Raw genomic sequence first — 20398 nt, 5'->3', positions numbered from 1 at the left:
AGCTCTCATACAGCACGCCCAGCACGATATACACCGCCACCAGCGCGGCGATCAACAGGTACACCTCGCTCGAGAGCGAATCCTGGAACGCCTGCGCCGCGCCCTGCAGCGAGGAGGTGATCGACGGCGGCAGGTTGACTGCCTGCTCGGCTTCGTGAATACGCGCTACCGCCGTGCTCAACGACGCATCTTTCGCGAGGTTGAACGAGATGGTGACGGCCGGGAACTGCGCCAGATGGCTGATCACCAGCGGCGACTTGACGATCTGGATCTTGGCGATCCCGGAGAGCGGCACCTGGCCCGTGCTGCTCGTCTGGCTCGGCAAATAAATATTGCCGATCGACTCCACGTTGGGCAGAGACTCGGGCTTGGCAACGAGGATCACCCGGTACTGGTCCGACTGCTGGAAGATGGTCGAGACAATACGCTGGCCCAGCGCGTCGTAGAGCGCGTTGTCGACGGTTGCCGGAGTGATGCCGAAACGCGCGGCCAGTTGCCGGTTGACTTCAACGTTCACGCTCAAGCCGTCGGTGTTCATATCGCTTTGCACATCGGCAAGCGACGGAATCGCCTTCAGGCGCGCGATCAGTTCCGGCACGTATTTCTGGAACGCCTGCTGGTTTGGTCCGCGCAGCACGAAGCTGTACTGGTTCGGCGAGACCGTGGTGTCGAGGGTCAGGTCCTGCTCCGGCTGCATATAGAGCTTGATTCCAGACACATTGGCAACTTCGTCCTGCAGGCGGCGGGCGATCTCCTGCGCCGTGTCCGAACGCTTGTCGTGGTCGCGCAGGTTGATCAGGAAGCGGCCGTTGTTCAATGTGGAGTTGGTGCCGTCGATCCCCACGTAGGAGGTGAGCGAGACCACGTCGGGATCTTTCAGGATCGCATCGGCAAGCGCTCGCTGGCGAGTGACCATCGCTTTGTACGAGACCGAGTTGTCGGCCACGCTGATCCCTTCGATCACGCCGACGTCCTGCACCGGGAACAGCCCCTTCGGAATCACGATGTACAAAAGGGCTGTCAGCACGACGGTGCCTATGGCCACCATCAGGGTCAGGATCTGATGATCCAGCACCCAGCGCAGACCCCGTTCGTAGGCGGCGAGCGTCTTGTCGAAGATGCCCTCGCTGATGCGCTCGAAGCGGCTTGGATGACGGTCGACCTGGGCCTTCAGGAGGCGCGCGCAGAGCATGGGCACCACGGTCAGCGAGACCACGGCGGACAGCACGATGGTGACTGCGAGCGTCACCGCGAATTCGCTGAAGAGGCGCCCGATCACGCCACCCATGAAGAGCAGCGGGATCAGCACGGCGATCAGCGAGATAGTCAGCGAGAGAATCGTGAAGCCAATCTGCCCGGCGCCTTCTAGCGCGGCTTCCAGTGGCGTCTTGCCTTCCTCCAGATAACGCACGATGTTCTCGATCATCACGATCGAGTCGTCGACGACGAAGCCGGTGGCAATGATCAGCGCCATCAGCGAGAGGTTATCGATGGAGTAGTTCAACTGGTACATCACGGCCAGCGTGCCGATCAGCGACACCGGCACTGAGATGCTCGGGATGATGGTAGCCGGCACGTTACGCAGGAACACGAAGATCACCGCCACCACCAGCACGATCGCCAGCCCGAGTTCGAGCGCCGCGTCCGAGACCGACGAGCGGATCACGCCCGTGCTGTCCGAGACGACCGTGACCTTCATGCCGGCCGGCAACGTTGATTCGAGCTGCGGCAACTGCTTCATGATCTGGTTGACGGTCGCGATCACGTTCGCGCCCGGCTGCCGCTGGACGTTCAGCACGATCGCGGGCGTGCCGTTGTACCAGGCGCCGCGCTCGACGTCCTGGGGCGCCGTGGTCACGTTGGCGACGTCACGCATGAACACAGGCGCGCCGTTCTGGTAGGCGATCACTGTGCTCAGGTAGTCTTTCGGATCGCTTATCTGGTCGTTGCCGTTGATCGTGTAATCAAGGTCAGGCCCGTCGAAGTTGCCCTTCGGCTGGCTCACGTTGACGTAGCTGAGCAACGTTCGCAGATCGTCGATATTCAGGCCATAGGCCGCCAGCTTGTGCGGGTCCGCTTCAACGCGGATGGCGGGTACATTGCCGCCGCTGGTGGTGACCACACCCACGCCCGACACTTCCGAAATCTTCGTGCCGAGGCGGTTATTAGCGGCGTCTTCCAGTTGCGTGAGCGACATGGAAGTGGAGGTGACCGCCAGCGTCAGGATCGGCTGGTCCGCCGGATTCACCTTCGCATAGGTTGGCGGTCCGGGCAGGCCAGTCGGCAGAAAGCTGTTGGCCGCGTTGATGGCCTGCTGGACATTTTGCTGCGCGATATCGAGGTTCAGCGACAGGTCGAACTGCAGCGTGATGACCGACGCGCCGTCCGAACTGTATGAGGTCATCTGCTGCAAACCGGGAATCTCGCCCAGTTGCACTTCGAGCGGCGCAGTCACCGTGGTGGCCATCACATCCGGGCTCGCGCCCGGATAGAAGGTCTGCACCTGGATGGTCGGATAGTCGACGTTAGGCAGCGAGGAAACCGGCAGCACGCGCACTGCGACGAGGCCCACTAGTACGAGGGCGATCATCAGCAGCAGCGTGGCTACCGGTCTAAGAATAAACAGGCGGGAGATATTCATCGGCGCGTGGGCTTAGCTTCTACGAGGCTGCATCGGCCGCGGCCGCAGCCGCCCCCGAAGCACCGGCGTGGGCGTGCTTATGCTGACCCTGAGCGCCGCTCGCTCCGGACGCCGGGGCTTCGGCGGCAGTGCTGCCCGAGGCGGGTTTCGCCGCAACTGCCTGGATCTTCAAGCCGTCGCTCAAGCGGTCGGTGCCATCGGTCACCACGATGTTGCCCGCCGTAAGCCCTGACTTAATGACCGTGTTCTTGCCGTCGCTCGGTCCCAGGGTGACCTTGTGCACGGATACGGTGTTGTTCGCGTTCACGAGGTACACGTAGTCGCCCGGCGCGCCGGTTTGCACCGCTGGCGTGGGCACCAGCACGGCATTTTGCAAGGTATCGACGAGCAGCTTGACGTTGACGAACTCGCTCGGGAACAGTGCTTCGTCGTCGTTCGCGAAGGTTGCCCGAAGGGTTATCGTGCCCGTGCTCGTCGCCATCTGGTTGCTGACCGCGTAGAGCGTGCCGGTGGCGATCTCCTTCGAGTTGTCGCTGCTGTAGGCGGTGACCGGCAGGCTCGCGCCGCCGTGCATGCGCTGCAGCACACTCGCGAGCGAGTCTTGCGGCACCGTGAATTGCACGGTGGTGGGTTTCATGGTGGTGATGACCACGATACCCGGCGATGACGAAGCGGTAACGTAGTTGCCTGGATCGACGAGGCGCAGGCCGACGCGCCCGGAAACCGGTGCTGTGATGCGGCAATAAGCGAGGTCAAGATCGAACTGCGCAATGTTCGCCAGGTCGACTTTCACCGCAGCCTCGTCCTGCTGCACGAGGAATTGCTGGTCGGCAAAGGTCTGCTCGGCAATGGACTTGCGCTCGTTCAACTGCGTGAAGCGGACGAGGTCTGCGCGCGCCTGCGCAAGTGCAGCCCGGTCCTTGGCGAGTGTCGCCTCAGCCTGCTGCTTGTCGATTTCATACTGGCGCGGATCGATCTGGGCAAGGAACTGCCCCTTCTGCACGTCCTGGCCTTCACGATAGCCGACAGCAGTCAGGTATCCGCTCAATTGAGGCAGCACAGTCACGGTGGCGGTGGGGGTCACCGTGCCCAGTTCACTCAGGATCTCAGGCATTGAGCCGAGGGTCGCGGTAGCAACCGTCACCACTTGTGGTGGAGTCGCGCGCTGCGGCTTCTTGGCCCGCAGCAAATGCACGGCCACGACTGCTATCAGCACCAGCACCATCAACAAGAGCAAGAAGCGCCAGCGCCTCCTGGGCTTTACCTGCGTGGAACCGGTGTCGCTCATACCGCTCATACCTACGCCCTCCGAAAACAATCTCTGCCCTGGATAACCGGGCGGTGCAATCAGGAAGCCGCCCGGCAAGTGCCACATGTCTTTCATCCCCGGCTCAGCCGGGGTATGACGGGATCTCCGTCATGATCCGCAAAAAAGCTCGCTGAGTCAGCCGGGCAATGCTGCGGTTTTATTCGTTAGCGGAATTCGTGGGCAAGACCCGGCGACGACCTGGGCCTGCTTTGAATTCGCATTGTGATTGCTGCTTCAGATCTCATTCATTCGGTAAGCGGAGTTAAGCGGCTACGGCGTGGCATTGAGAGGATTGCGTCCCTTATGATCGAACGAGTGCATACAAGTTCATCAGCTTGACGCAATGACAATGACACCTTCAATGAATGGATAAGACGGTATCGCAGTGTAACGAACCGGAGGCTGAATTTTGATTGATCGTGTGGGGCGAAGCATTCCGAATCATTACGAAAGGAGCGTGCGTAACGTCGTGTAATACAACGGCGGTACTTTCTTAAGAAAGTACCGCAAACATCATCGATATGGGGCTCCATCGGCTGTTGTTAGTTTATCGAAAGCTAATGGAAAGTTAGTGGTGTAGCTAGTGATCAAAGCCAAGGGCGGATGTCGGACGGCTAGATTCATTTAGCTTACAAATAGCCTGTGTATTCCTAACTAAATAGTCGCCGAGGTTCTGCAGATGTCACTCGCTAGCGGTTTAGGCTGATCCCGCTCGCCGCGGCCCGGTAGAGGCACGCACCACAAGTTTAGGCGGCGGAGCGATAACCATCGATGGTTGCATCTCGGGCATTTGAATGAGCTGGATCAGTCGATCGACTGACAACTCCGCAATGGCCGCGGTCTGGATTGCGACAGTCGTCAAAGCGGGATGCACCTGATGCGCGAGCTGGATGTCCGTGATGCCGATCACCGACACATCATCGGGCACCTTGCGGCCAAGCGTGATCAACGCCTGCGCCGCACCAATCGCTAACAGATCATTGGTCGCGAAAATGGCGGTGAGGTGCGGCCGGTTCGCCATCAACTGCATGCAGGCTGCATAACCTGCGTCGATGGAATCGCGGATCTGCAGCACCGCGGCGGCATCCGCTTCAATCCGGGCCTCGCGCATCGCGGCGCGAAACCCGTTGGAACGGGCATCTTGCAAACCGCCGCAGCCGTCGCCGATCAGCAGGCCAATCTCACGGTGGCCGAGTTCAAGCAGATGCCCGGCGGCCAGCGCGCCCGCGTGCGCAAAATCCACTGCGATGCAGGGCAGGGCAGGCGGCGTTTCCGGATGCTCCCACATGGCCAGCAGGATTGGCGCGCTGTGCATGGCCGACGCGCACAGGTCGTTAATGGCAATGTCCGTGTTCATCACGAGTACGCCATCCGCCAGCGTTCCCGCGATCTGATTCAAATATGCCCGGCCAATCTCGGCGTCGTCGTCGGTATTGCACACCATCAGGAAATGGCCTGCCTTGCGGGCCGCGCGCTCGGCTGCCAGCACGAACTCGGGGTAGAACGGGTTCGAGATATTGGAGAGCATCAAGGCTAGCGTGGACGAGCGGCCCTCGGCCAGCGCACGCGCGTTCAGGTTGGGCCGATAACCGAGATCGGCAATTGCCTTAAGCACGCGGTCGGCCGTTTCCGGGCGCACTTTTTCGCGATTGCGCAGCACGTTGGACACGGTCGCCGCGGTGACATGCGCACGCTTCGCAACTTCGGACAGAGTGACCATTTTTCTATTTATCCCACATTCAGGGAATGCGATTCAAATGTTGCAAGCGCTTGGCGACGTTGATAACTTCTGGAAAACACAACGGAGACACGCATCATGGCTTGCTATATCGTACCCGAATTTAAGCGGTTAAATACACAGTGCACAAGGGTGTGCCGTTTATTTTGCGCAAAAATTTAAGCGGTTAAATCCGGGAGGCAACATGGCGGCAATTCGTCTCATGAACGTGCAGAAGTCATATGGCGACCACCCGCCGGTGATCCGGCGCGTGAACCTCGATATCGCGCAGCACGAGTTCTGTGTGTTCCTCGGGCCATCGGGGTGCGGCAAGTCTACCCTGCTGAGAATGATCGCCGGTCTTGAAGACTTGAGCGAAGGTGAGCTGCAGATTGGCGGACGTCTCGTGAACGATGTGCCCGCAGCAGCGCGCGGCGTCGCCATGGTGTTCCAGAGCTACGCGTTGTTTCCGCACATGACTGTGTTCGACAACATGGCGTTCGGCCTGAAACTCGCGAAGCAGCCCAGGGACGTGATTGACCGGAAGGTGCGTGAGGCCGCGCGCATCCTGCAACTGGATAGTTACCTTGACCGGTTTCCCAAAGCACTTTCCGGTGGCCAGCGCCAGCGTGTCGCGATCGGTCGGGCCATCGTGCGCGAACCCGGTGTGTTCCTGTTCGATGAACCGCTGTCGAATCTCGATGCTGCGTTACGCGGCCAGACGCGTGTGGAAATTGCCCGGCTGCACCAGCGCTTTGCAAACGCGAGCGTGGTCTATGTGACCCACGATCAGGTTGAGGCGATGACGCTCGCCGACAGGATCGTGCTGCTGCACGCAGGCGCGGATGCCGAGCGGTTCGGCAGCGTTGCGCAGACGGGTGCGCCGCTTGAGTTGTATCACCATCCGAAGTCGCGCTTCGTGGCGGGTTTCATCGGCTCACCGAGAATGAATTTCGTCGATGCCGTGGTCGAGTCGATTGGTGCCGGCAGCGTGACGGTCACGCTGGCGCAAAGTGGCGAGCGGCTGGTTGCGCATGTTGATGGTCAACGGCTGCAGCGCGGCCAGCCGGTCACGCTCGGCGTGCGCCCCGAGCACCTGCAGCTCGATGGTGACGAGCAGTTCATTCAGTGCGTCACCGTGCTGTCGGAGCGGCTCGGCGAGCACAGCTACGTGCATGCGGATCACGCGACAGGCACGCTCGTCGCGAAAGCGCCCGGCGATACATCGATCAGCGCAGGCGAGCGCGTCCGCATTCACGTTCCGGCTTCAGCGTGCCACGTGTTCGACGCGGATGGACTGGCGCTTCGGCGCAGCATGGTCGAGCCCGAGCGAGCCGCGGCATGAGCGTCACTTAGCACAACGCATAGATTCAATAATCAATTCCGCCACAGAGCGGGTTACATCGTCTGGCAGCGAATTGCTGTCAGCCAACAAGGTAGTCAAGGAGACAAACATGATTGCACATCGCCTTCGCAGTCTGGCTCACACATCAGCGGCGCTCGCGCTGGCAGCGGGCGTGCTCTGCTGCACAGTGGCCGACGCCGCCACGCTGACCGTCAACGTATCGGCGCGCGGTAATCAGCGCTCGACCTGGCAGGATGCGTTCGACAAGTTCAAAAAAGCCAATCCCGACGTCGACCTCAAGGTGACCTATATCACCGAGGAGGCGTACAAGGTCCAGATGGGCGGCTGGCTTGCCACCGATCCGCCCGATGTAGTCTCGTGGCACGACGGCGAGCGGATGGCGTATTACGCACAACGCGGCTTGCTGGACGACTTGTCGCCGGACTGGAGCAAGAACGGCTGGTCGCAGCAATACGCGTCGGTCAAGGAAGCGTCAACGTACAAGGGCAAGCAATACGCGGCGCCACTTGGCTACGACGCTTACGGGTTCTTCTATCGGAGGGATTTATTCGAGAAGGCCGGCATCAAGGGCGAGCCGAAAACCTGGGATGAATTCCTCGACGCCTGCAAGAAGCTGAAGGCAAGCGGCGTTGCGCCGATCGCGGTAGCCGCCCGCGACAGCTGGACGCTTGCCGCATGGTTCGATTATCTCGACCTGCGCATTAACGGCAACGTGTTCCATCAACAATTAATGGCAGGCGAAATTCCGTACACCGATCCGCGTGTGAAAAAAGTCTACGCCGCCTGGAAAACGCTGATCGACGATCACTACTTCATCGACAACGCGCTGTCCTACGATCTCGATTCGATCGCGCCTTTTCTCGCGAACGGCAAGGCTTCCATGATGCTGATGGGCACGTTCTTCTCTGCGAGCATTCCGGCCTCCATCCGTCCGCAAACCGGCTTCTTCCGTTTCCCCGTGATCGACGCGAATGTGCCAGTGGCTGAAGATGGACCGGTCAATGTATTGCTGATTCCGGCAAAGGCAAAGAACAAGGCCGATGCCCACAGGTTGCTGGCCTTCATGGAGCAGCCGCAGATCAACGCCGATCTCGCCAAGGGCTGGGGGCAATTGCCGTCAAACAGCCAGTCTGCTGAACCCGAAGATGAAATTTCGAAGGTCGGTTTCCAGACGCTCGCTAATACCAAGGGCGGCATTGCGCAGTTTTACGATCGCGACATGACCAAGGAAATGGCCGACGAAGGGATGAAGGCGATGCAGCAGTTCTATAGCGATCCGTCGCAACTCGACGCCGTGCTCGTTCGTCTCGAAGCGACGCGCAAGCGTATCTACAAGAAGTAAGCAGCGGTAAGACCGGCAGCGCCAGCGGTTGCATGTTGCATCAACGGCTGGCGCCCGCCCACGATTCCTGACGAGGCCCGATCATGTCTGATTCCGTAGCGCGCCGCTTACCCGCGGCGAGGCGCCGGCACGTCTCTACTACACGCCGTCATCAGCACCGTGCCGCATTTTTCTTCCTGTTGCCGGGCTGTGGGTTGTTTTGCCTGTGCGTGGTTTATCCCATCATCAGCAGCATTTCCCTCAGCTTTTATAACTGGGACGGAATGACGCCGAAGACATTCGCCGGTTTCGATAACTACATCGAACTGTTCCACTCGGACACGTTCTACACGGCGCTCAAGAACAACCTGATCTGGCTCGCGCTGTTCTTGCTTGCGCCGCCGTTCGGGCTGCTGTTCGCGTTGTATCTGAACCAGCATATCGGTGGCATGCGCATGGTGAAGTCGCTGTTCTTCGCGCCGTTTGTGCTGTCAGGCGTGGTGGTGGGCCTCGTGTTCAGTTGGTTCTATGACCCGGGCTTCGGTTTGCTAAGGCTGATTGTCGGGCACGGCATTCCAGTGCTCGGTGATCCGCACACGGTGACGCTCGGCATCATCTTTGCCGCGCTGTGGCCGCAAACGCCGTTCTGCATGGTGCTGTACCTCACCGGTCTGACGGCCATCAATCCCGAAGTAGTCGAGGCGGCACGCATGGAAGGCGCGAAGGGCGTGGCGCTGCTTTGGCACGTGATCCTTCCGCAATTGCGGCCCGCCACTTTCATGGCCGTGGTGCTCACCGTGATCGGCGCGCTGCGAAGCTTCGACCTTATTGCGGTGATGAGCGGCGGCGGTCCGTTCGACAGTTCCACCGTGCTCGCCTATTACATGTACGACCAGGCGATCAAGTATTACCGCGAGGGGTATTCCGCAGCGATTGCAGTCGTGCTGTTCGCCATCATGCTCGTCTATATCGTGTTCCACCTGCGCCGCATGCTGCGCGAAGAACGCTGATTTCCAGGAGTCACGTGTCATGTATCCACTTCCCGTCGAACGCTGGAAACCCCTTAACCGGAGGTTGTACAAAGCCTCGCTACCAATTGCGCTGCTGATATGGCTGCTGCCGATGCTGGCCGTGCTCGTCACCTCCATTCGCTCTTCCGATGAACTGGCGCAAGGCGACTATTGGGGCTGGCCGAAGCATTTCGCATTGATCGAAAACTACGGCACGGCGCTTACGCAAACGCCCATGCTGCATTACTTCGCCAATAGTGTGCTGATCACCGTGCCGTCGGTGATCGGCGCGATCGTGCTGGCGTCGATGGCGGGTTTTGCTTTGGCAACTTACAAGTTTCCGGGTAATACCGCCGTGCTGTTCGCGTTTGTCGCCGGCAACTTCGTACCCATCCAGATCCTGATGATTCCGGTACGCGACATGGCGCTGAAAGTGGGCTTGTTCAATACCGTGTGGGCGCTGGTGATATTTCATGTGTCGTTTCAGACCGGCTTTTGCACGCTGTTCCTGCGCAACTTCATCAAGCAGTTGCCGTTTGAGTTGATCGAGGCGGCGCGGGTGGAAGGAGCGAGCGAATGGACCATCTACCTGCGGATCGTGCTGCCGCTGATCCGGCCGGCGCTCGCCGCGCTCGGCATTCTCGTATTCACGTTTGTCTGGAACGACTACTTCTGGGCGTTATGCCTCACGCAAGGCGATGAGGCCGCGCCGATCACCGTAGGCGTCGCCGCACTCAAGGGGCAATGGACCACCGCCTGGAATCTCGTGGCGGCCGGTTCGGTGCTGGCCGCGTTGCCCTCCGTGCTCATGTTCTTCGCGATGCAAAAGCATTTCGTCGCCGGTCTGACTTTTGGTGCGAGCAAGGGCTAAGCGCTTGTTTGCCGTTATTTCCTAGCGAGACTTTCTCATGCAACTTGGTGTGTGTTATTACCCGGAACAATGGCCCCGTTCAATGTGGGTCGACGATGCAAAGCGTATGGCCGAGCTCGGCATCACGCACGTGCGGATTGCGGAATTCGCGTGGAGCCGGATGGAGCCGCGCGCTGGTGAATTTGTCTGGGAATGGCTTGACGAAGCCATCGAGACGCTGGCCGCTGCGGGGCTGAAGCTCGTGCTGGGTACACCGACCGCGTCGCCGCCAAAATGGCTGGTCGACGCGCATCCGGAAGTGTTGCCGGTGCGGGCGGATGGCGTGCGCTGGAACTTCGGTTCGCGTCGCCATTACGATATTTCCAGCGAAATTTATCGGCGCGAGTGCGTGCGGTTTGTCACGGCGATGGCGGCGCGCTACGGGAGCAATCCCTCTATTGTCGCTTGGCAGACCGATAACGAACTCGGCTGTCACGATACCGTGCCGAGCTATTCCCCGGCCGCGCTGAAGCGCTTTCACGCGTGGCTGCAGCTTCGCTATGAGAGCGTCAATGCGCTCAACGAGGCATGGGGCAATGTGTTCTGGAGCATGGAGTATTCGTCGTTCGATGCGATCGGTTTACCGAACCTGACGCCCACCGACGCCAATCCAATTCATCTGGTCGACTTCCGCCGTTTCATGTCCGATGAGGTGGCGAGTTTTCATCGCGAGCAGATCGAGGTGTTGCGGCGGCATGCGCCCAATGCAGACCTGCTGCATAACTTCATGGGCTTTTTCACTACCTTCGATCATTACCGTTTTGCCGAAGATAACGCGATCGACGTGGCCGCGTGGGATAGCTATCCGATCGCACGCACTGAGTCCATCCCGCTGCCCGAAGAGCAGAAAGCGCGTTATGCAAGGACGGCGCATCCCGACGTTTCCGCGTTCGATCACGATCGTTATCGATCCATAGGCCGTGGTCGTTTCTGGGTGATGGAGCAACAAGCGGGACCGGTGAACTGGGCGTCGTGGAATCCGGTGCCGGCCAAGGGCATGGTCAGGCTTTGGGCTTACGAAGCGTTCGCGCACGGCGCGGAACTGGTGTCATATTTCCGCTGGCGCCAGTGTCCGTTTGCGCAGGAACAGATGCACTCCGGGCTCAATCTGCCAAACAACGAGCTGTCGCCGGGCGGCCTTGAAGTGCAGCAGGCGGCCCGCGAGATTGCGGCAACGGCCTCTCTTTCAGGACTCGGCGAACCCACTCGCGCGGCTACCGCGATCGTGTTCGACTATGAGACGCAATGGATGTTCGAGATTCAGCGTCACGGCAAAACCTTCGACTACCAGATGTTGGTGTTCGACTACTACGAGGCGCTGCGTGAACTTGGGCTGGATGTCGATATTGTTTCGAGCAAGGCTGATCTGTCGTCGTACCGGCTAGTGGTCGTCCCGAGCATTGCGGTAATCGATGAAACGCTCGTCGGCCAGATAGAAAGGAGTTCTGCGCAATGGGTCTTCGGTCCGAGGAGCGGTTCGAAGACGACTGCGTTTGCGATTCCGTCGAGTCTCCCACCCGGCGCACTACAAAACGTATTGCCGATGCAGGTGCTCGAAGTCGAAACGCTGCGCCCGACGCTCACACCCCAGCTTACTTTCGGTGATCAGCAGGGGCATGCAACGCATTGGCGCGAGCATGTCCGCGCCAACGGCGACACGCGTGTCGATGCCCAGTTCGATGACGCATGGCCAGCCGTGCTAAGTCATGGAACGGTTCGATACGTGGCGGCGTGGCTGTCGCACGGATTGCATCGCGCGGTACTTGAACAGGCGGCGAAGGAGGCCGGCATCGAAACTCAACTGCTGGCCGACGGCTTGCGTGTTCGTCGCCGTGGTGATCTGACTTTCGCGTTCAACTTCGGCGTGCTGCAAGTTCAAGCGCCTGCACCGGTCAATGCGACATTTGTGCTCGGACAGCGGCAGCTTGCGACGGGCGATGTCTGCGCGTGGAAGGGCGCGCAGACTGATTGAGCTAACGTGCGCTGAACGCGCTTCCGGACCTCAAGCGACTCGTCGGCCTTCGACCGGGTATCCGGGATCGGTATAACCCGGCGTCGACGCATGCCCAGGCGCAACGAGGCTATCAACAAGTTTTTCGTCCTCGGGTCCGAGTTGCAACGTCAGTGCTTCCACGTAGCTGTCCCACTGCGCTTCGGTACGCGGGCCCGCGATCGTGCTGCTGACAATGCGGTTCTTGAGCACCCATGCGAGAGCGAAGGCAATGGAAGTCGTTCCACGTTTCGCAGCGTGATCCGCGATCGTTTGTGCAATCCTGAGCGATTCCGGACGCCACTCGGTCTGCTGGATTCGCTTGTCACCTCGGCCTGCGCGCGAGTCGGCCGGCGGCGGGGCATCCACTGCATATTTGCCGCTGAGGACGCCGCGCGCGAGCGGGCTATACGGGACCACACCCAGACCGTAGTGCGCCGCTGCCGGCAGTTGCTCGACTTCCGCGGTACGGTCGACCAAGTTGTAGAGCGGTTCACTCGCGACGGGCCGGTCAATGCCCATCTGGTCAGTGAGACGCGCGATTTCGGCAATGCGCCAGCCACGGAAATTGGACAAGCCGAAGTAACGGATCTTGCCCTGTCGAATCAGGTCGCCGATCGCGCGTACGCCTTCTTCCAGCGGGGCGTCAACGAGCGCCCGGTGAAAGTACAAAATGTCGATGTAGTCCGTGCCCAGACGCTTCAGGCTCGCTTCCACAGACTGGATGATCCACTTGCGCGACTGCCCCTGTTCGTTCGGGCCTTGCGAGGTCGGAAAGCCGAACTTCGTGGCGATGACCCAGTTGTCCCGACGATCAGCAATGGCTCGCCCAACGATTTCTTCTGAACGACCCGCGTGATAAACGTCAGCGGTGTCGATGAAATTTACGCCTTGATCGAACGCTTTGTCGACGATGCGCTTTGAGGTCGCCTCGTCAGTTTCGCCGCCGAACATCATCGCGCCCAGACACAAGGGCGAGACCTTGAGGGCGCTACGGCCCAGATACCGATAGTCCATTCTTTTTGCTCCATTCAAGCAGCGTTTGCGACAAGCAAGCGCCAATTTACCAACTGTATCAGCATGTGACTAGACGGTGGAATCGGCATGCGTCTATGAACCAGATTCATGAATGGCCCGCGAACGATATGAACACGTTTGACGCGGCCGCAACCGCCCGCGCAATCCCAAAAAAACGCCTGCGGCTGGCTTGACATCGCGCTACGAGTCTCTATAGTTAACTCCATGGTTAAGTTTCAGGAAAACGCATTGGACCGCACTTTCGCCGCGTTGGCTGACCCAACGCGGCGTGCGCTCCTTGCACGTCTGTCCGCCAGTGCGGACCTGTCCGTCAGCGAACTCGCGCAGCCGTTTGCGATGTCGTTGCCGGCCGTGATGAAGCATCTCGATGTTTTGTCGGATGCCGGTCTGATCACGCGCGCCAAGACGGGCCGCACCGTCGCGTGCCGGCTTGCCGCCGGACCGATGGAGGAAGCAATGGAATGGCTCAACCGCTACCAGCGCTTCTGGACCGATACCCTTGATCGCCTTGCAGCCTTCGTGGAGGAGGATCCATGTCCACCCAACCCAGTCTCACGCTCCAGCGCCGAATCAACGCAAAGCCCGCCAAAATCTACGCCGCGTGGACGGAGCCGTCGCAAATCGTGAAGTGGATGCATCCCAACAACAACGAGGTGGTTCACGCGGAGATGGACGTGCGGGACGGCGGACGCTTCCGGATCGTGATGCGCACGCCCGAGGGTGAGCAGCACGACGTAAGCGGTGTGTTTCAGGAGGTCGTTGCAGACGAAAAACTCGTCTACACATGGGCGTGGCGTAGCACCCCGGAGCGGGAGTCCCTCGTGACGTTAACTCTGCGCGGCGAGGGTGAGGGCGAGCGCACGTTACTGACGCTAAAGCATGAGCAATTTGCAGATATTGCAGCACGTGATGACCACGAGAGTGGCTGGAATCATGTCCTCGATGAACTTGTACGGCACTTTGCCTGATCACTTCAGTACAGGAGGATGCAAATATGGAACCGCATCGAATTGTTTCGAGGGAAGAATGGCTGGCGGCGCACAAGGCGCATCTGGCCGAAGAAAAAGCGTTGACGCATGCGCGGGACGCGCTCGCCGAAAAACGTCGCGCGTTGCCCTGGGTAAAGGTCGGCACGACCTATACGTTTGACACTCCAGAGGGTCGCAAGACGCTGGCTGAACTGTTCAACGGACGTAGCCAGCTGATTCTCTATCACTTCATGTTAGGGCCGGACTGGGAGGAGGGGTGCCCGGGTTGCTCGTTCGTGTCCGATCATATTGACGGCGCGTTGCAGCATGTCGAGCAACGCGATGTTGCGTACGTCGCTGTGTCGCGTGCGCCGCTTGAAAAAATCGAAGCGTTCAAAAAACGCATGGGTTGGCAGTTCCGCTGGGTGTCGTCGTTCGGCAGCGAGTTCAACTACGACTATCACGTGTCGTTCACACCCGAGCAGCGCAAAAAATGTCAGGTGTACTACAACTTCGAGGCGGGCGACGTCACGGAGGGGGAATTCGACAGCGATGAGTTACCCGGGCTCAGCGTGTTCTACAAGGACGATGCGGGCGATGTGTTCCATACATTCTCTGCGTATGGACGCGGCGGTGAACCGCTCATCGGCACCTACACCTTACTCGACTTCACCCCAAAGGGACGAGACGAAGAGCGCAACATGATGGACTGGTTACGTCACCACGATCGTTATGACGAGGTGCGTGACGGTAACGGTAACCATGCCGATACCGGGACGGCTGCGACCGACCAGACTTCGCCGCATGAGGCCGGACGCGGTTGCCACTAGCCGAACGTGGCGGATTCAAAAAACTGCGAACAGGCACAGGTTCCGCGCGCCAACAGCGCGTGCGGCGCCTCTAATTCCATAGGAGAAACGCCCGTGATGGACCGCATCATGGCGATGCGGACATTCGTGCGCATTGTCGACACCAACAGCTTTACCCGCGCCGCAAGCTCGCTCGGGATTCCGCGCGCAACCGCTACAACGCTACTGCAGGGCCTCGAGGAAATGCTTGGCATCCAGTTGCTCGTGCGTACCACGCGCCGGCTCAACCTGACCGCCGAGGGGGCCGCGTATTACGAGCGTTGCGTGCAGATTCTTGCTGACATCGACGACATCGAGGCGAGCCTGCAGCATACCGACGACCGGCCGCGCGGACGGCTGCGCGTCGAGTTGCCGGCGGCTGTCGCCAACGCGATCGTGCTTCCCGCGCTCGACGACTTTCACGCGCGCCACGAGCATATTGTGCTCGCGTTTGGCGTCAGCAACCGGCAGGTCGACCTGGTCGGCGAAGCAATCGATTGCTGCATCCTGACTGGGCCGTTGCCGGATACGGGACTTTCGGGTCTGTCGGTCCGCCGGCTTGGCGCGCTGGAGCATGTGACCTGTGCGAGCCCGCTTTACTTAGCGCGGCAGGGCATGCCGTTGGGGATGGAGGAACTGACCGGTCATGTCGCGGTAAATTGCATGTGTGCGCAAACCGGGCGTCCGGCGGACTTCGGTTTTCAAGTCGATGGCGAGACGGTCAACGTGCCGCTTGGGGGCTTCGTGCAGGTCAGCGACGAGCATGCCTATCTGGAGTGCGGGTTGCGGGGGCTAGGGCTGATCCAGCCGCCTAGGGCGCTCGCGCAGCCGTATCTCGACTCTGGGCGGCTGCGTGAAGTGCTGCCGCACTACCGGCCCGCAGCCATGCCGGTATCGGTCGCCTATCTGCGTCATCGCCTTGTTCCGCCGCGCGTGCGCGCATTCGTCAACTGGCTGGCGGAACTGTTCGAGACGACGGGTCACGTGAGTCATGGGTTGCCGCTCGAATCACCACGTGGATTACCACATGAGCTGTCGGGCATGCGTCCGATTTTGCGTGGGATGGAGGCGGATGAACCGGTCTGAGGAAGGAGTTTGCGACCCGGATTACTCCGCGTCCAGCCAGGAATCGAGACCCACGCGGAACGCGACGGCCGCGATGACCGGAACCGTCAGCATCATGACTATGCCGAAGTTCTCGATCATGTCGCCGTACATGATCGGTTTGTACAGAACAATGCCCGAGACAATAACGAAGGCGATAAAACCGACGATGACCATCAGGATGCTGCGGAGCGCACGAGACGGTTGCCAGCGCTTCGGTTTGCGCGGGGCGGCACCAGGCTGCTTCGCATTCGGCGAAGTGTCGGGTTCAGATTTCTTTTGATTTTCTGGCATGGCGCAGCTAGGTGAGGGAGGACCGAATCCGGAGATGAGGCCGGCTACATTCGGGAGTGTCAGTGGAACGTGTCATTGCGACGGGTTGCGATGAGCTGGCCGACACCCGATGATTGTGTCACACGCGGAGTAAGCTGAGCAGGAAGCCGCGAGTTCATGCCGGCGTTTGCCATCGGCGGAGTCCTGCCGGTCCATCTGCACCCGTCGTCCGGTGCTTTCATTCTCCATTCAACCCAGATGATACTGCTGCTACTGCTCGATACGGTGAAGTGCCGTAATGCGCAGTGATTGTCGAGTTTCAGAGGCCAACTTCCTGCTACTGCGAGGCGCGCTTGTACGACTCCAGTTCGCTTGAAAACCGTTGCGTCCGCGTGCCGTTGCTGCCGTAGTATTCCTCGTCGGATTTTACCCAGCGGCCGATCTCGGGAACGTACCAGAATGCCTTGTAGAGTCGGCCGGTTGCCACGACCGGCGTAGCCTTTCGTGTCTGCACCACTACGGTTGTACCGGCCTGAGTCGAGAGTGCTCCTGTCGTAGCGGACTGCATGGGTGCGGTCTCCGCTGTCCATTGGCCTTCGGCTTCGATCTTGATCGCTTCAAATTTGCCGGCAGGGACCTCTACGGATTCAGGGCCGACAACCTTGAAGCGGGTATCGAACGATTCCGAAGCGTGCCTTACGTTGGGGTGCGCTTCCGAATATTTCAGGTCCCACGTCTTTCCGATCGAGAGCGGAAAAAACAAAGGCCGATTGACCGTCGTTTCGGTTCCATTCACATTACGTGAACGGCTCCAGTCTGCGCCCTCGACCACTTCAATCGCTGCTTGCGTGGTACCGGCCTGCTTCGTTTCAAAGTAGATATGGTCGGACGTCGTACGGAGCACGACGATCTCGTTATGTGTCTGGCGCCAACCATTGGGCGCCGTCTCCACTGTGTCGACATAGGTCCAGGTATCTCCCGGACTGAGCTTTGGGGCAGACGTGGATTGCGCGTGCGCGAGCAGCGGAATAGCCGACGAAATCAGGAGCACGAGGGTTCTTATCGTTTTCATGGTCAATGGTTTTTATATTATGGCGACCGTCCTCGAATGCGATCAACGGGCGCCGTATGCGGCTGAGAATGCCCCGGGTACGCTTTAGCGCTTGGCTTTCAAAACAGACAGGTAAGGTGCGGCAGCGGCGCGAGACGCGCACGATCGTACCATGCAGGTAATGCAGCAAGCGATGCGGCAATCAGGAATTTGCGTTGTGACTTCTGGCCTTGGCGGCGGCGGTTTTAGCGGCCCGGGTCCCTGTCAGGCCCAATATCTCATTCACTTGAGCGGTCTCGATTTCAAGTCGCTTACGGATGTAACTCAAGAACTGCTTGGCATTTTCCGAAAGAGGTTTGCCGGGCCGAAATATAAGAAGCCCCAGGAATTGAACGTTAAACGAAAGCGGCTTCATCACGAGTCCGCGTGGAACGAAGTCAAGCGCGGCGATTGGATGGACGATTGAAAGACCCACGCCGGATAACGCAAGTTCACAAGCCGTGACCGAAAGCGGCGTTTCAACGCATGAGCGAAGCGTTACACCGTGTTCGCTCAAAGCCGAGTCGAGTCGTCTCCGAGTCGTGTCTTCAGGATTAAGGGATATGAAGTTGTCCGTAGCGAGGTCCGTGGCATCGATTACGCGTTTGCGCGCCAGCCGATGCTTGGGCGACATGACGACAACACCCTGGAAGTTCGCGAACTGAGAATGTTCCAGTCCATGGACGGCCACTTCATCGTTCATCAAGCCAAAGTCGACATGTCCTCCAGACACCTGTTCGTGGACAGCACGCGAGCTCATGACCTGCAACGTCATCTGCATGCTGCGCTCTTGAGGCGCGAAGTCCGCGATCGCACGCGCGAGAAAGCAGTTTCCAAACGCTGGATACGAAGCCAGCGCTAGTCGTCCAAGTCCGAACAGGCCAAGACTTCGAATGCGATGTTCGATAGCTTCATAGCCGACAAAATAGCGATCAACCTCGGTCATTAAAGCAAACGCTTCCTGCGTCGGAAGCAGGCGTCCCCGTACGCGTTCAAAAAGACGCAAGCCCGCGAGCGTCTCGAGCTTTCTGATCGACTGGCTCACAGCAGGCTGCGAAACGCCAAGCAAACCTGCCGCCTTGCTGGTCGTTCCCGCGGTCATGACGGCCCTGAACACCTCAATTTCCCGGATGGACACCTATAAGCTCCAGTTTTAGACCAAGTAGTTTGCGACGTTGCCAGATTATATTGAAGCGTCAAGAATCTGTCGCATCGAATCACTCACCCAGTCGCTCGGACAATGCACTTATATGAATACTTCCAGTCTTCCGCTTCAACCGTTCAAAAGCCTTTCGCCGGGCGTTTTTCGTGCGTCGACAATCGTCTTCGACTCTTACGAGGACTTCGTCGGGCGTAAAAGTCGGCAACCTGACGGCTTCAGCTACGGCGTCACCGGCACGCCTACCAACCGCGAACTGGAGGCGAAGATCGCGGCGCTCGAGGGCGCCAGACATTGCGTCGTCACACCGTCAGGCCAAGCCGCGTTGGTCGCCTCGGTGCTCCCGTTTGTCAGCGCGGGCGATCACGTCCTAGTCTCCGATGCTTGTTATGGTGGACTAAAGGCTTTTGCACATCAATGGCTGACGCGTCTATCGGTCGAGGTCGGTGTTTATCCGGCCAACGCAGGCGCGGAGATTGAATCGTACGTCAAGCCGAATACAAGAATGATCTGCCTGGAGTCCCCGGGCACCATCACGATGGAAATGCCGGACGTACCCGCGATCGTGGCCGTCGCGAAGCGACACGGCATCATGACAATGATGGACAACACCTGGGCTAGTCCGCTTGCATTCAAGCCGATCGAGCACGGTGTCGACTTGAGCATCGAGGCCGCAACCAAATTTTTCGGTGGGCATTCGGATTTGTTGATGGGCTCGATCAGCACGAGCAACACGAGTTTTTACGAGCAGCTTCGCGAGGCACAGGCGACGATTGGTCTCGCTGTCAGCGCTGATGACTGCTTCCTCGCATTGCGCGGGCTCGAAACTTTCAAGCTTCGGTTCGATATGCAAAGTGCCAGCACGATGAAAGTAGTCCGATGGCTGCAGGCGCACCCCTTGGTGGCCGAGATGTTGTTTGCTCCGCTGGAGACGGATCCAGGGCATGCCATCTGGAGGCGGGATTTCAAAGGCAGCGGATGCTTGTTCTCGTTCGTACTCAATACTGGGTCTGAACAAGCATTGTCGGCATTTTTCAATGCGCTGAAGCTTTTTTCGATAGGCGCGAGTTGGGGCGGCACGCATAGCCTGATCGCGTTTTATCCGGCATCGCTTCAGAAAGGGCGCAAGTTCGCAACGACAGACCAACCGGTCATTCGCGTGTCCGTTGGCCTTGAGGACCCGGATCATTTGATTGCGGACCTCGATCAAGGGCTTGCGCACTATGCGTCGCATTTGTCCACCGGCCGTTGAAGGATTGATGTCGGGTTCGAATGCCGGCGGTTGATCCTTCATGGCAATCCACGTTACCAAGAAAGGAGACACGATGGATGAGCTATTCCTGCGAGCGCTGCCGTTGCTGAAGCTCGCAATTCTTACGACTCTGGAGCTGGGTTTTCTCTCGTTCGCGCTCGGCGCAGCACTAGGTCTGCTAGTAGCGCTCGCACGCATCAGCACCTATCGGGCGGTGCGTGCCGCTGCGTTCGCCTATGTTTCGGTCTTTCGCGGCACGCCACTGCTATTGCAACTGCTAGTGGTCTACTTCGGCCTGCCGTCGTACGGCATCACGATGGGACCGTTCGCAGCCGCTACGGTCGCGCTCACGCTTTTTGTCGCTGCTTACCTGAGCGAAGATTTTCGCGCAGGAATAGTTGC

The 20398-nt window shown here is 59.3% G+C and carries 18 protein-coding genes; 11 read left to right on the top strand and 7 right to left on the bottom strand.

What is annotated here, in order from left to right:
- The 3 genes from JWR14_RS13705 to JWR14_RS13695 form a co-directional block, all read right to left on the bottom strand.
- A partial coding sequence (locus tag JWR14_RS13705) for an efflux RND transporter permease subunit (protein WP_299707374.1) occupies window positions 1-2641 on the bottom strand: 2641 nt, incomplete at its 3' end.
- A 19-nt stretch (window positions 2642-2660) separates the two neighbouring features.
- Entirely contained in the window at window positions 2661-3929 is a 1269-nt protein-coding gene (locus JWR14_RS13700) for an efflux RND transporter periplasmic adaptor subunit (RefSeq protein WP_299707377.1), read from the bottom strand.
- A gap of 718 nt (window positions 3930-4647) precedes the next feature.
- On the bottom strand, window positions 4648-5670 hold the full coding sequence (locus tag JWR14_RS13695) for a LacI family DNA-binding transcriptional regulator (protein WP_299707371.1): 1023 nt from the start codon (window positions 5668-5670) through the stop codon (window positions 4648-4650).
- 202 nt (window positions 5671-5872) lie between these two features.
- Here JWR14_RS13695 and ugpC point away from each other — a divergent pair, with 202 nt between their 5' ends.
- From ugpC to JWR14_RS13670, 5 genes are all read left to right on the top strand, one after another.
- Window positions 5873-7012 carry a sn-glycerol-3-phosphate ABC transporter ATP-binding protein UgpC gene (ugpC, locus tag JWR14_RS13690; protein ID WP_299707368.1) on the top strand — a complete coding sequence of 380 codons (1140 nt, stop codon included), beginning with the start codon at window positions 5873-5875 and terminating at the stop codon, window positions 7010-7012.
- A 109-nt stretch (window positions 7013-7121) separates the two neighbouring features.
- A complete protein-coding gene (locus tag JWR14_RS13685; protein WP_299707365.1) occupies window positions 7122-8375 on the top strand; it encodes an extracellular solute-binding protein in 1254 nt (417 codons plus the stop codon).
- A gap of 83 nt (window positions 8376-8458) precedes the next feature.
- Window positions 8459-9364: a sugar ABC transporter permease gene (locus tag JWR14_RS13680; protein ID WP_299707361.1), complete on the top strand. Its 906-nt coding sequence runs from the start codon at window positions 8459-8461 to the stop codon at window positions 9362-9364.
- A gap of 19 nt (window positions 9365-9383) precedes the next feature.
- Complete coding sequence (locus JWR14_RS13675; protein ID WP_299707358.1) at window positions 9384-10235, top strand: carbohydrate ABC transporter permease; 852 nt, start codon at window positions 9384-9386, stop codon at window positions 10233-10235.
- A 37-nt stretch (window positions 10236-10272) separates the two neighbouring features.
- Complete coding sequence (locus JWR14_RS13670) at window positions 10273-12246, top strand: beta-galactosidase (protein WP_299707355.1); 1974 nt, start codon at window positions 10273-10275, stop codon at window positions 12244-12246.
- A 30-nt stretch (window positions 12247-12276) separates the two neighbouring features.
- On the opposite strand, the gene JWR14_RS13665 is transcribed toward JWR14_RS13670, so the two are convergent.
- Window positions 12277-13281 carry an aldo/keto reductase gene (locus tag JWR14_RS13665; protein ID WP_299707352.1) on the bottom strand — a complete coding sequence of 335 codons (1005 nt, stop codon included), beginning with the start codon at window positions 13279-13281 and terminating at the stop codon, window positions 12277-12279.
- 249 nt (window positions 13282-13530) lie between these two features.
- Between JWR14_RS13665 and JWR14_RS13660 the strand changes: the two genes are divergently transcribed.
- The 4 genes from JWR14_RS13660 (at window position 13531) to JWR14_RS13645 (ending at window position 16204) form a co-directional block, all read left to right on the top strand.
- Window positions 13531-13929: a metalloregulator ArsR/SmtB family transcription factor gene (locus tag JWR14_RS13660; RefSeq protein WP_366144536.1), complete on the top strand. Its 399-nt coding sequence runs from the start codon at window positions 13531-13533 to the stop codon at window positions 13927-13929.
- Entirely contained in the window at window positions 13836-14270 is a 435-nt protein-coding gene (locus JWR14_RS13655; protein ID WP_299707346.1) for an SRPBCC domain-containing protein, read from the top strand. Before JWR14_RS13660 ends, JWR14_RS13655 begins: the two co-directional genes overlap by 94 nt.
- 26 nt (window positions 14271-14296) lie before the next feature.
- Window positions 14297-15100, top strand: coding sequence for a thioredoxin family protein (locus tag JWR14_RS13650; protein ID WP_299707343.1), 804 nt, complete (start codon window positions 14297-14299; stop codon window positions 15098-15100).
- Between the two features lie 93 nt (window positions 15101-15193).
- Entirely contained in the window at window positions 15194-16204 is a 1011-nt protein-coding gene (locus tag JWR14_RS13645; RefSeq protein ID WP_299707340.1) for a LysR family transcriptional regulator, read from the top strand.
- Between the two features lie 21 nt (window positions 16205-16225).
- On the opposite strand, the gene JWR14_RS13640 is transcribed toward JWR14_RS13645, so the two are convergent.
- From JWR14_RS13640 to JWR14_RS13630, 3 genes are all read right to left on the bottom strand, one after another.
- On the bottom strand, window positions 16226-16516 hold the full coding sequence (locus JWR14_RS13640; RefSeq protein WP_299707337.1) for a hypothetical protein: 291 nt from the start codon (window positions 16514-16516) through the stop codon (window positions 16226-16228).
- A 316-nt stretch (window positions 16517-16832) separates the two neighbouring features.
- Window positions 16833-17567: a hypothetical protein gene (locus JWR14_RS13635; RefSeq protein ID WP_299707334.1), complete on the bottom strand. Its 735-nt coding sequence runs from the start codon at window positions 17565-17567 to the stop codon at window positions 16833-16835.
- A gap of 181 nt (window positions 17568-17748) precedes the next feature.
- On the bottom strand, window positions 17749-18723 hold the full coding sequence (locus tag JWR14_RS13630) for a LysR substrate-binding domain-containing protein (protein ID WP_299707331.1): 975 nt from the start codon (window positions 18721-18723) through the stop codon (window positions 17749-17751).
- Between the two features lie 112 nt (window positions 18724-18835).
- Between JWR14_RS13630 and metC the strand changes: the two genes are divergently transcribed.
- Window positions 18836-19996 (top strand): cystathionine beta-lyase, encoded by a 1161-nt coding sequence (gene metC, locus JWR14_RS13625; protein ID WP_299707328.1) that lies wholly within the window; start codon window positions 18836-18838, stop codon window positions 19994-19996.
- Between the two features lie 73 nt (window positions 19997-20069).
- Window positions 20070-20398, top strand: a 329-nt coding sequence (locus JWR14_RS13620; RefSeq protein ID WP_299707325.1) for an ABC transporter permease subunit, incomplete at its 3' end; no start/stop codon positions are given.

It is taken from the genome of Caballeronia sp. (assembly GCF_028292365.1).
Lineage (GTDB): Bacteria > Pseudomonadota > Gammaproteobacteria > Burkholderiales > Burkholderiaceae > Caballeronia.
The sequence above is the reverse complement of the archived record's forward strand: the minus strand, read 5'-3'. Positions and strand labels throughout refer to the sequence as shown.

Coding starts and splice junctions, on each gene's coding strand:
- JWR14_RS13695 (WP_299707371.1), bottom strand. CDS start 5,670: ATGGTCACTCTGTCCGAAGTTGCGAAGCGTGCGCATGTCACCGCGGCG.
- JWR14_RS13640 (WP_299707337.1), bottom strand. CDS start 16,516: ATGCCAGAAAATCAAAAGAAATCTGAACCCGACACTTCGCCGAATGCG.
- JWR14_RS13700 (WP_299707377.1), bottom strand. CDS start 3,929: ATGAGCGACACCGGTTCCACGCAGGTAAAGCCCAGGAGGCGCTGGCGC.
- JWR14_RS13675 (WP_299707358.1), top strand. CDS start 9,384: ATGTATCCACTTCCCGTCGAACGCTGGAAACCCCTTAACCGGAGGTTG.
- JWR14_RS13685 (WP_299707365.1), top strand. CDS start 7,122: ATGATTGCACATCGCCTTCGCAGTCTGGCTCACACATCAGCGGCGCTC.
- metC (WP_299707328.1), top strand. CDS start 18,836: ATGAATACTTCCAGTCTTCCGCTTCAACCGTTCAAAAGCCTTTCGCCG.
- JWR14_RS13650 (WP_299707343.1), top strand. CDS start 14,297: ATGGAACCGCATCGAATTGTTTCGAGGGAAGAATGGCTGGCGGCGCAC.
- JWR14_RS13655 (WP_299707346.1), top strand. CDS start 13,836: ATGTCCACCCAACCCAGTCTCACGCTCCAGCGCCGAATCAACGCAAAG.
- JWR14_RS13635 (WP_299707334.1), bottom strand. CDS start 17,567: ATGAAAACGATAAGAACCCTCGTGCTCCTGATTTCGTCGGCTATTCCG.
- JWR14_RS13670 (WP_299707355.1), top strand. CDS start 10,273: ATGCAACTTGGTGTGTGTTATTACCCGGAACAATGGCCCCGTTCAATG.
- JWR14_RS13680 (WP_299707361.1), top strand. CDS start 8,459: ATGTCTGATTCCGTAGCGCGCCGCTTACCCGCGGCGAGGCGCCGGCAC.
- ugpC (WP_299707368.1), top strand. CDS start 5,873: ATGGCGGCAATTCGTCTCATGAACGTGCAGAAGTCATATGGCGACCAC.
- JWR14_RS13665 (WP_299707352.1), bottom strand. CDS start 13,281: ATGGACTATCGGTATCTGGGCCGTAGCGCCCTCAAGGTCTCGCCCTTG.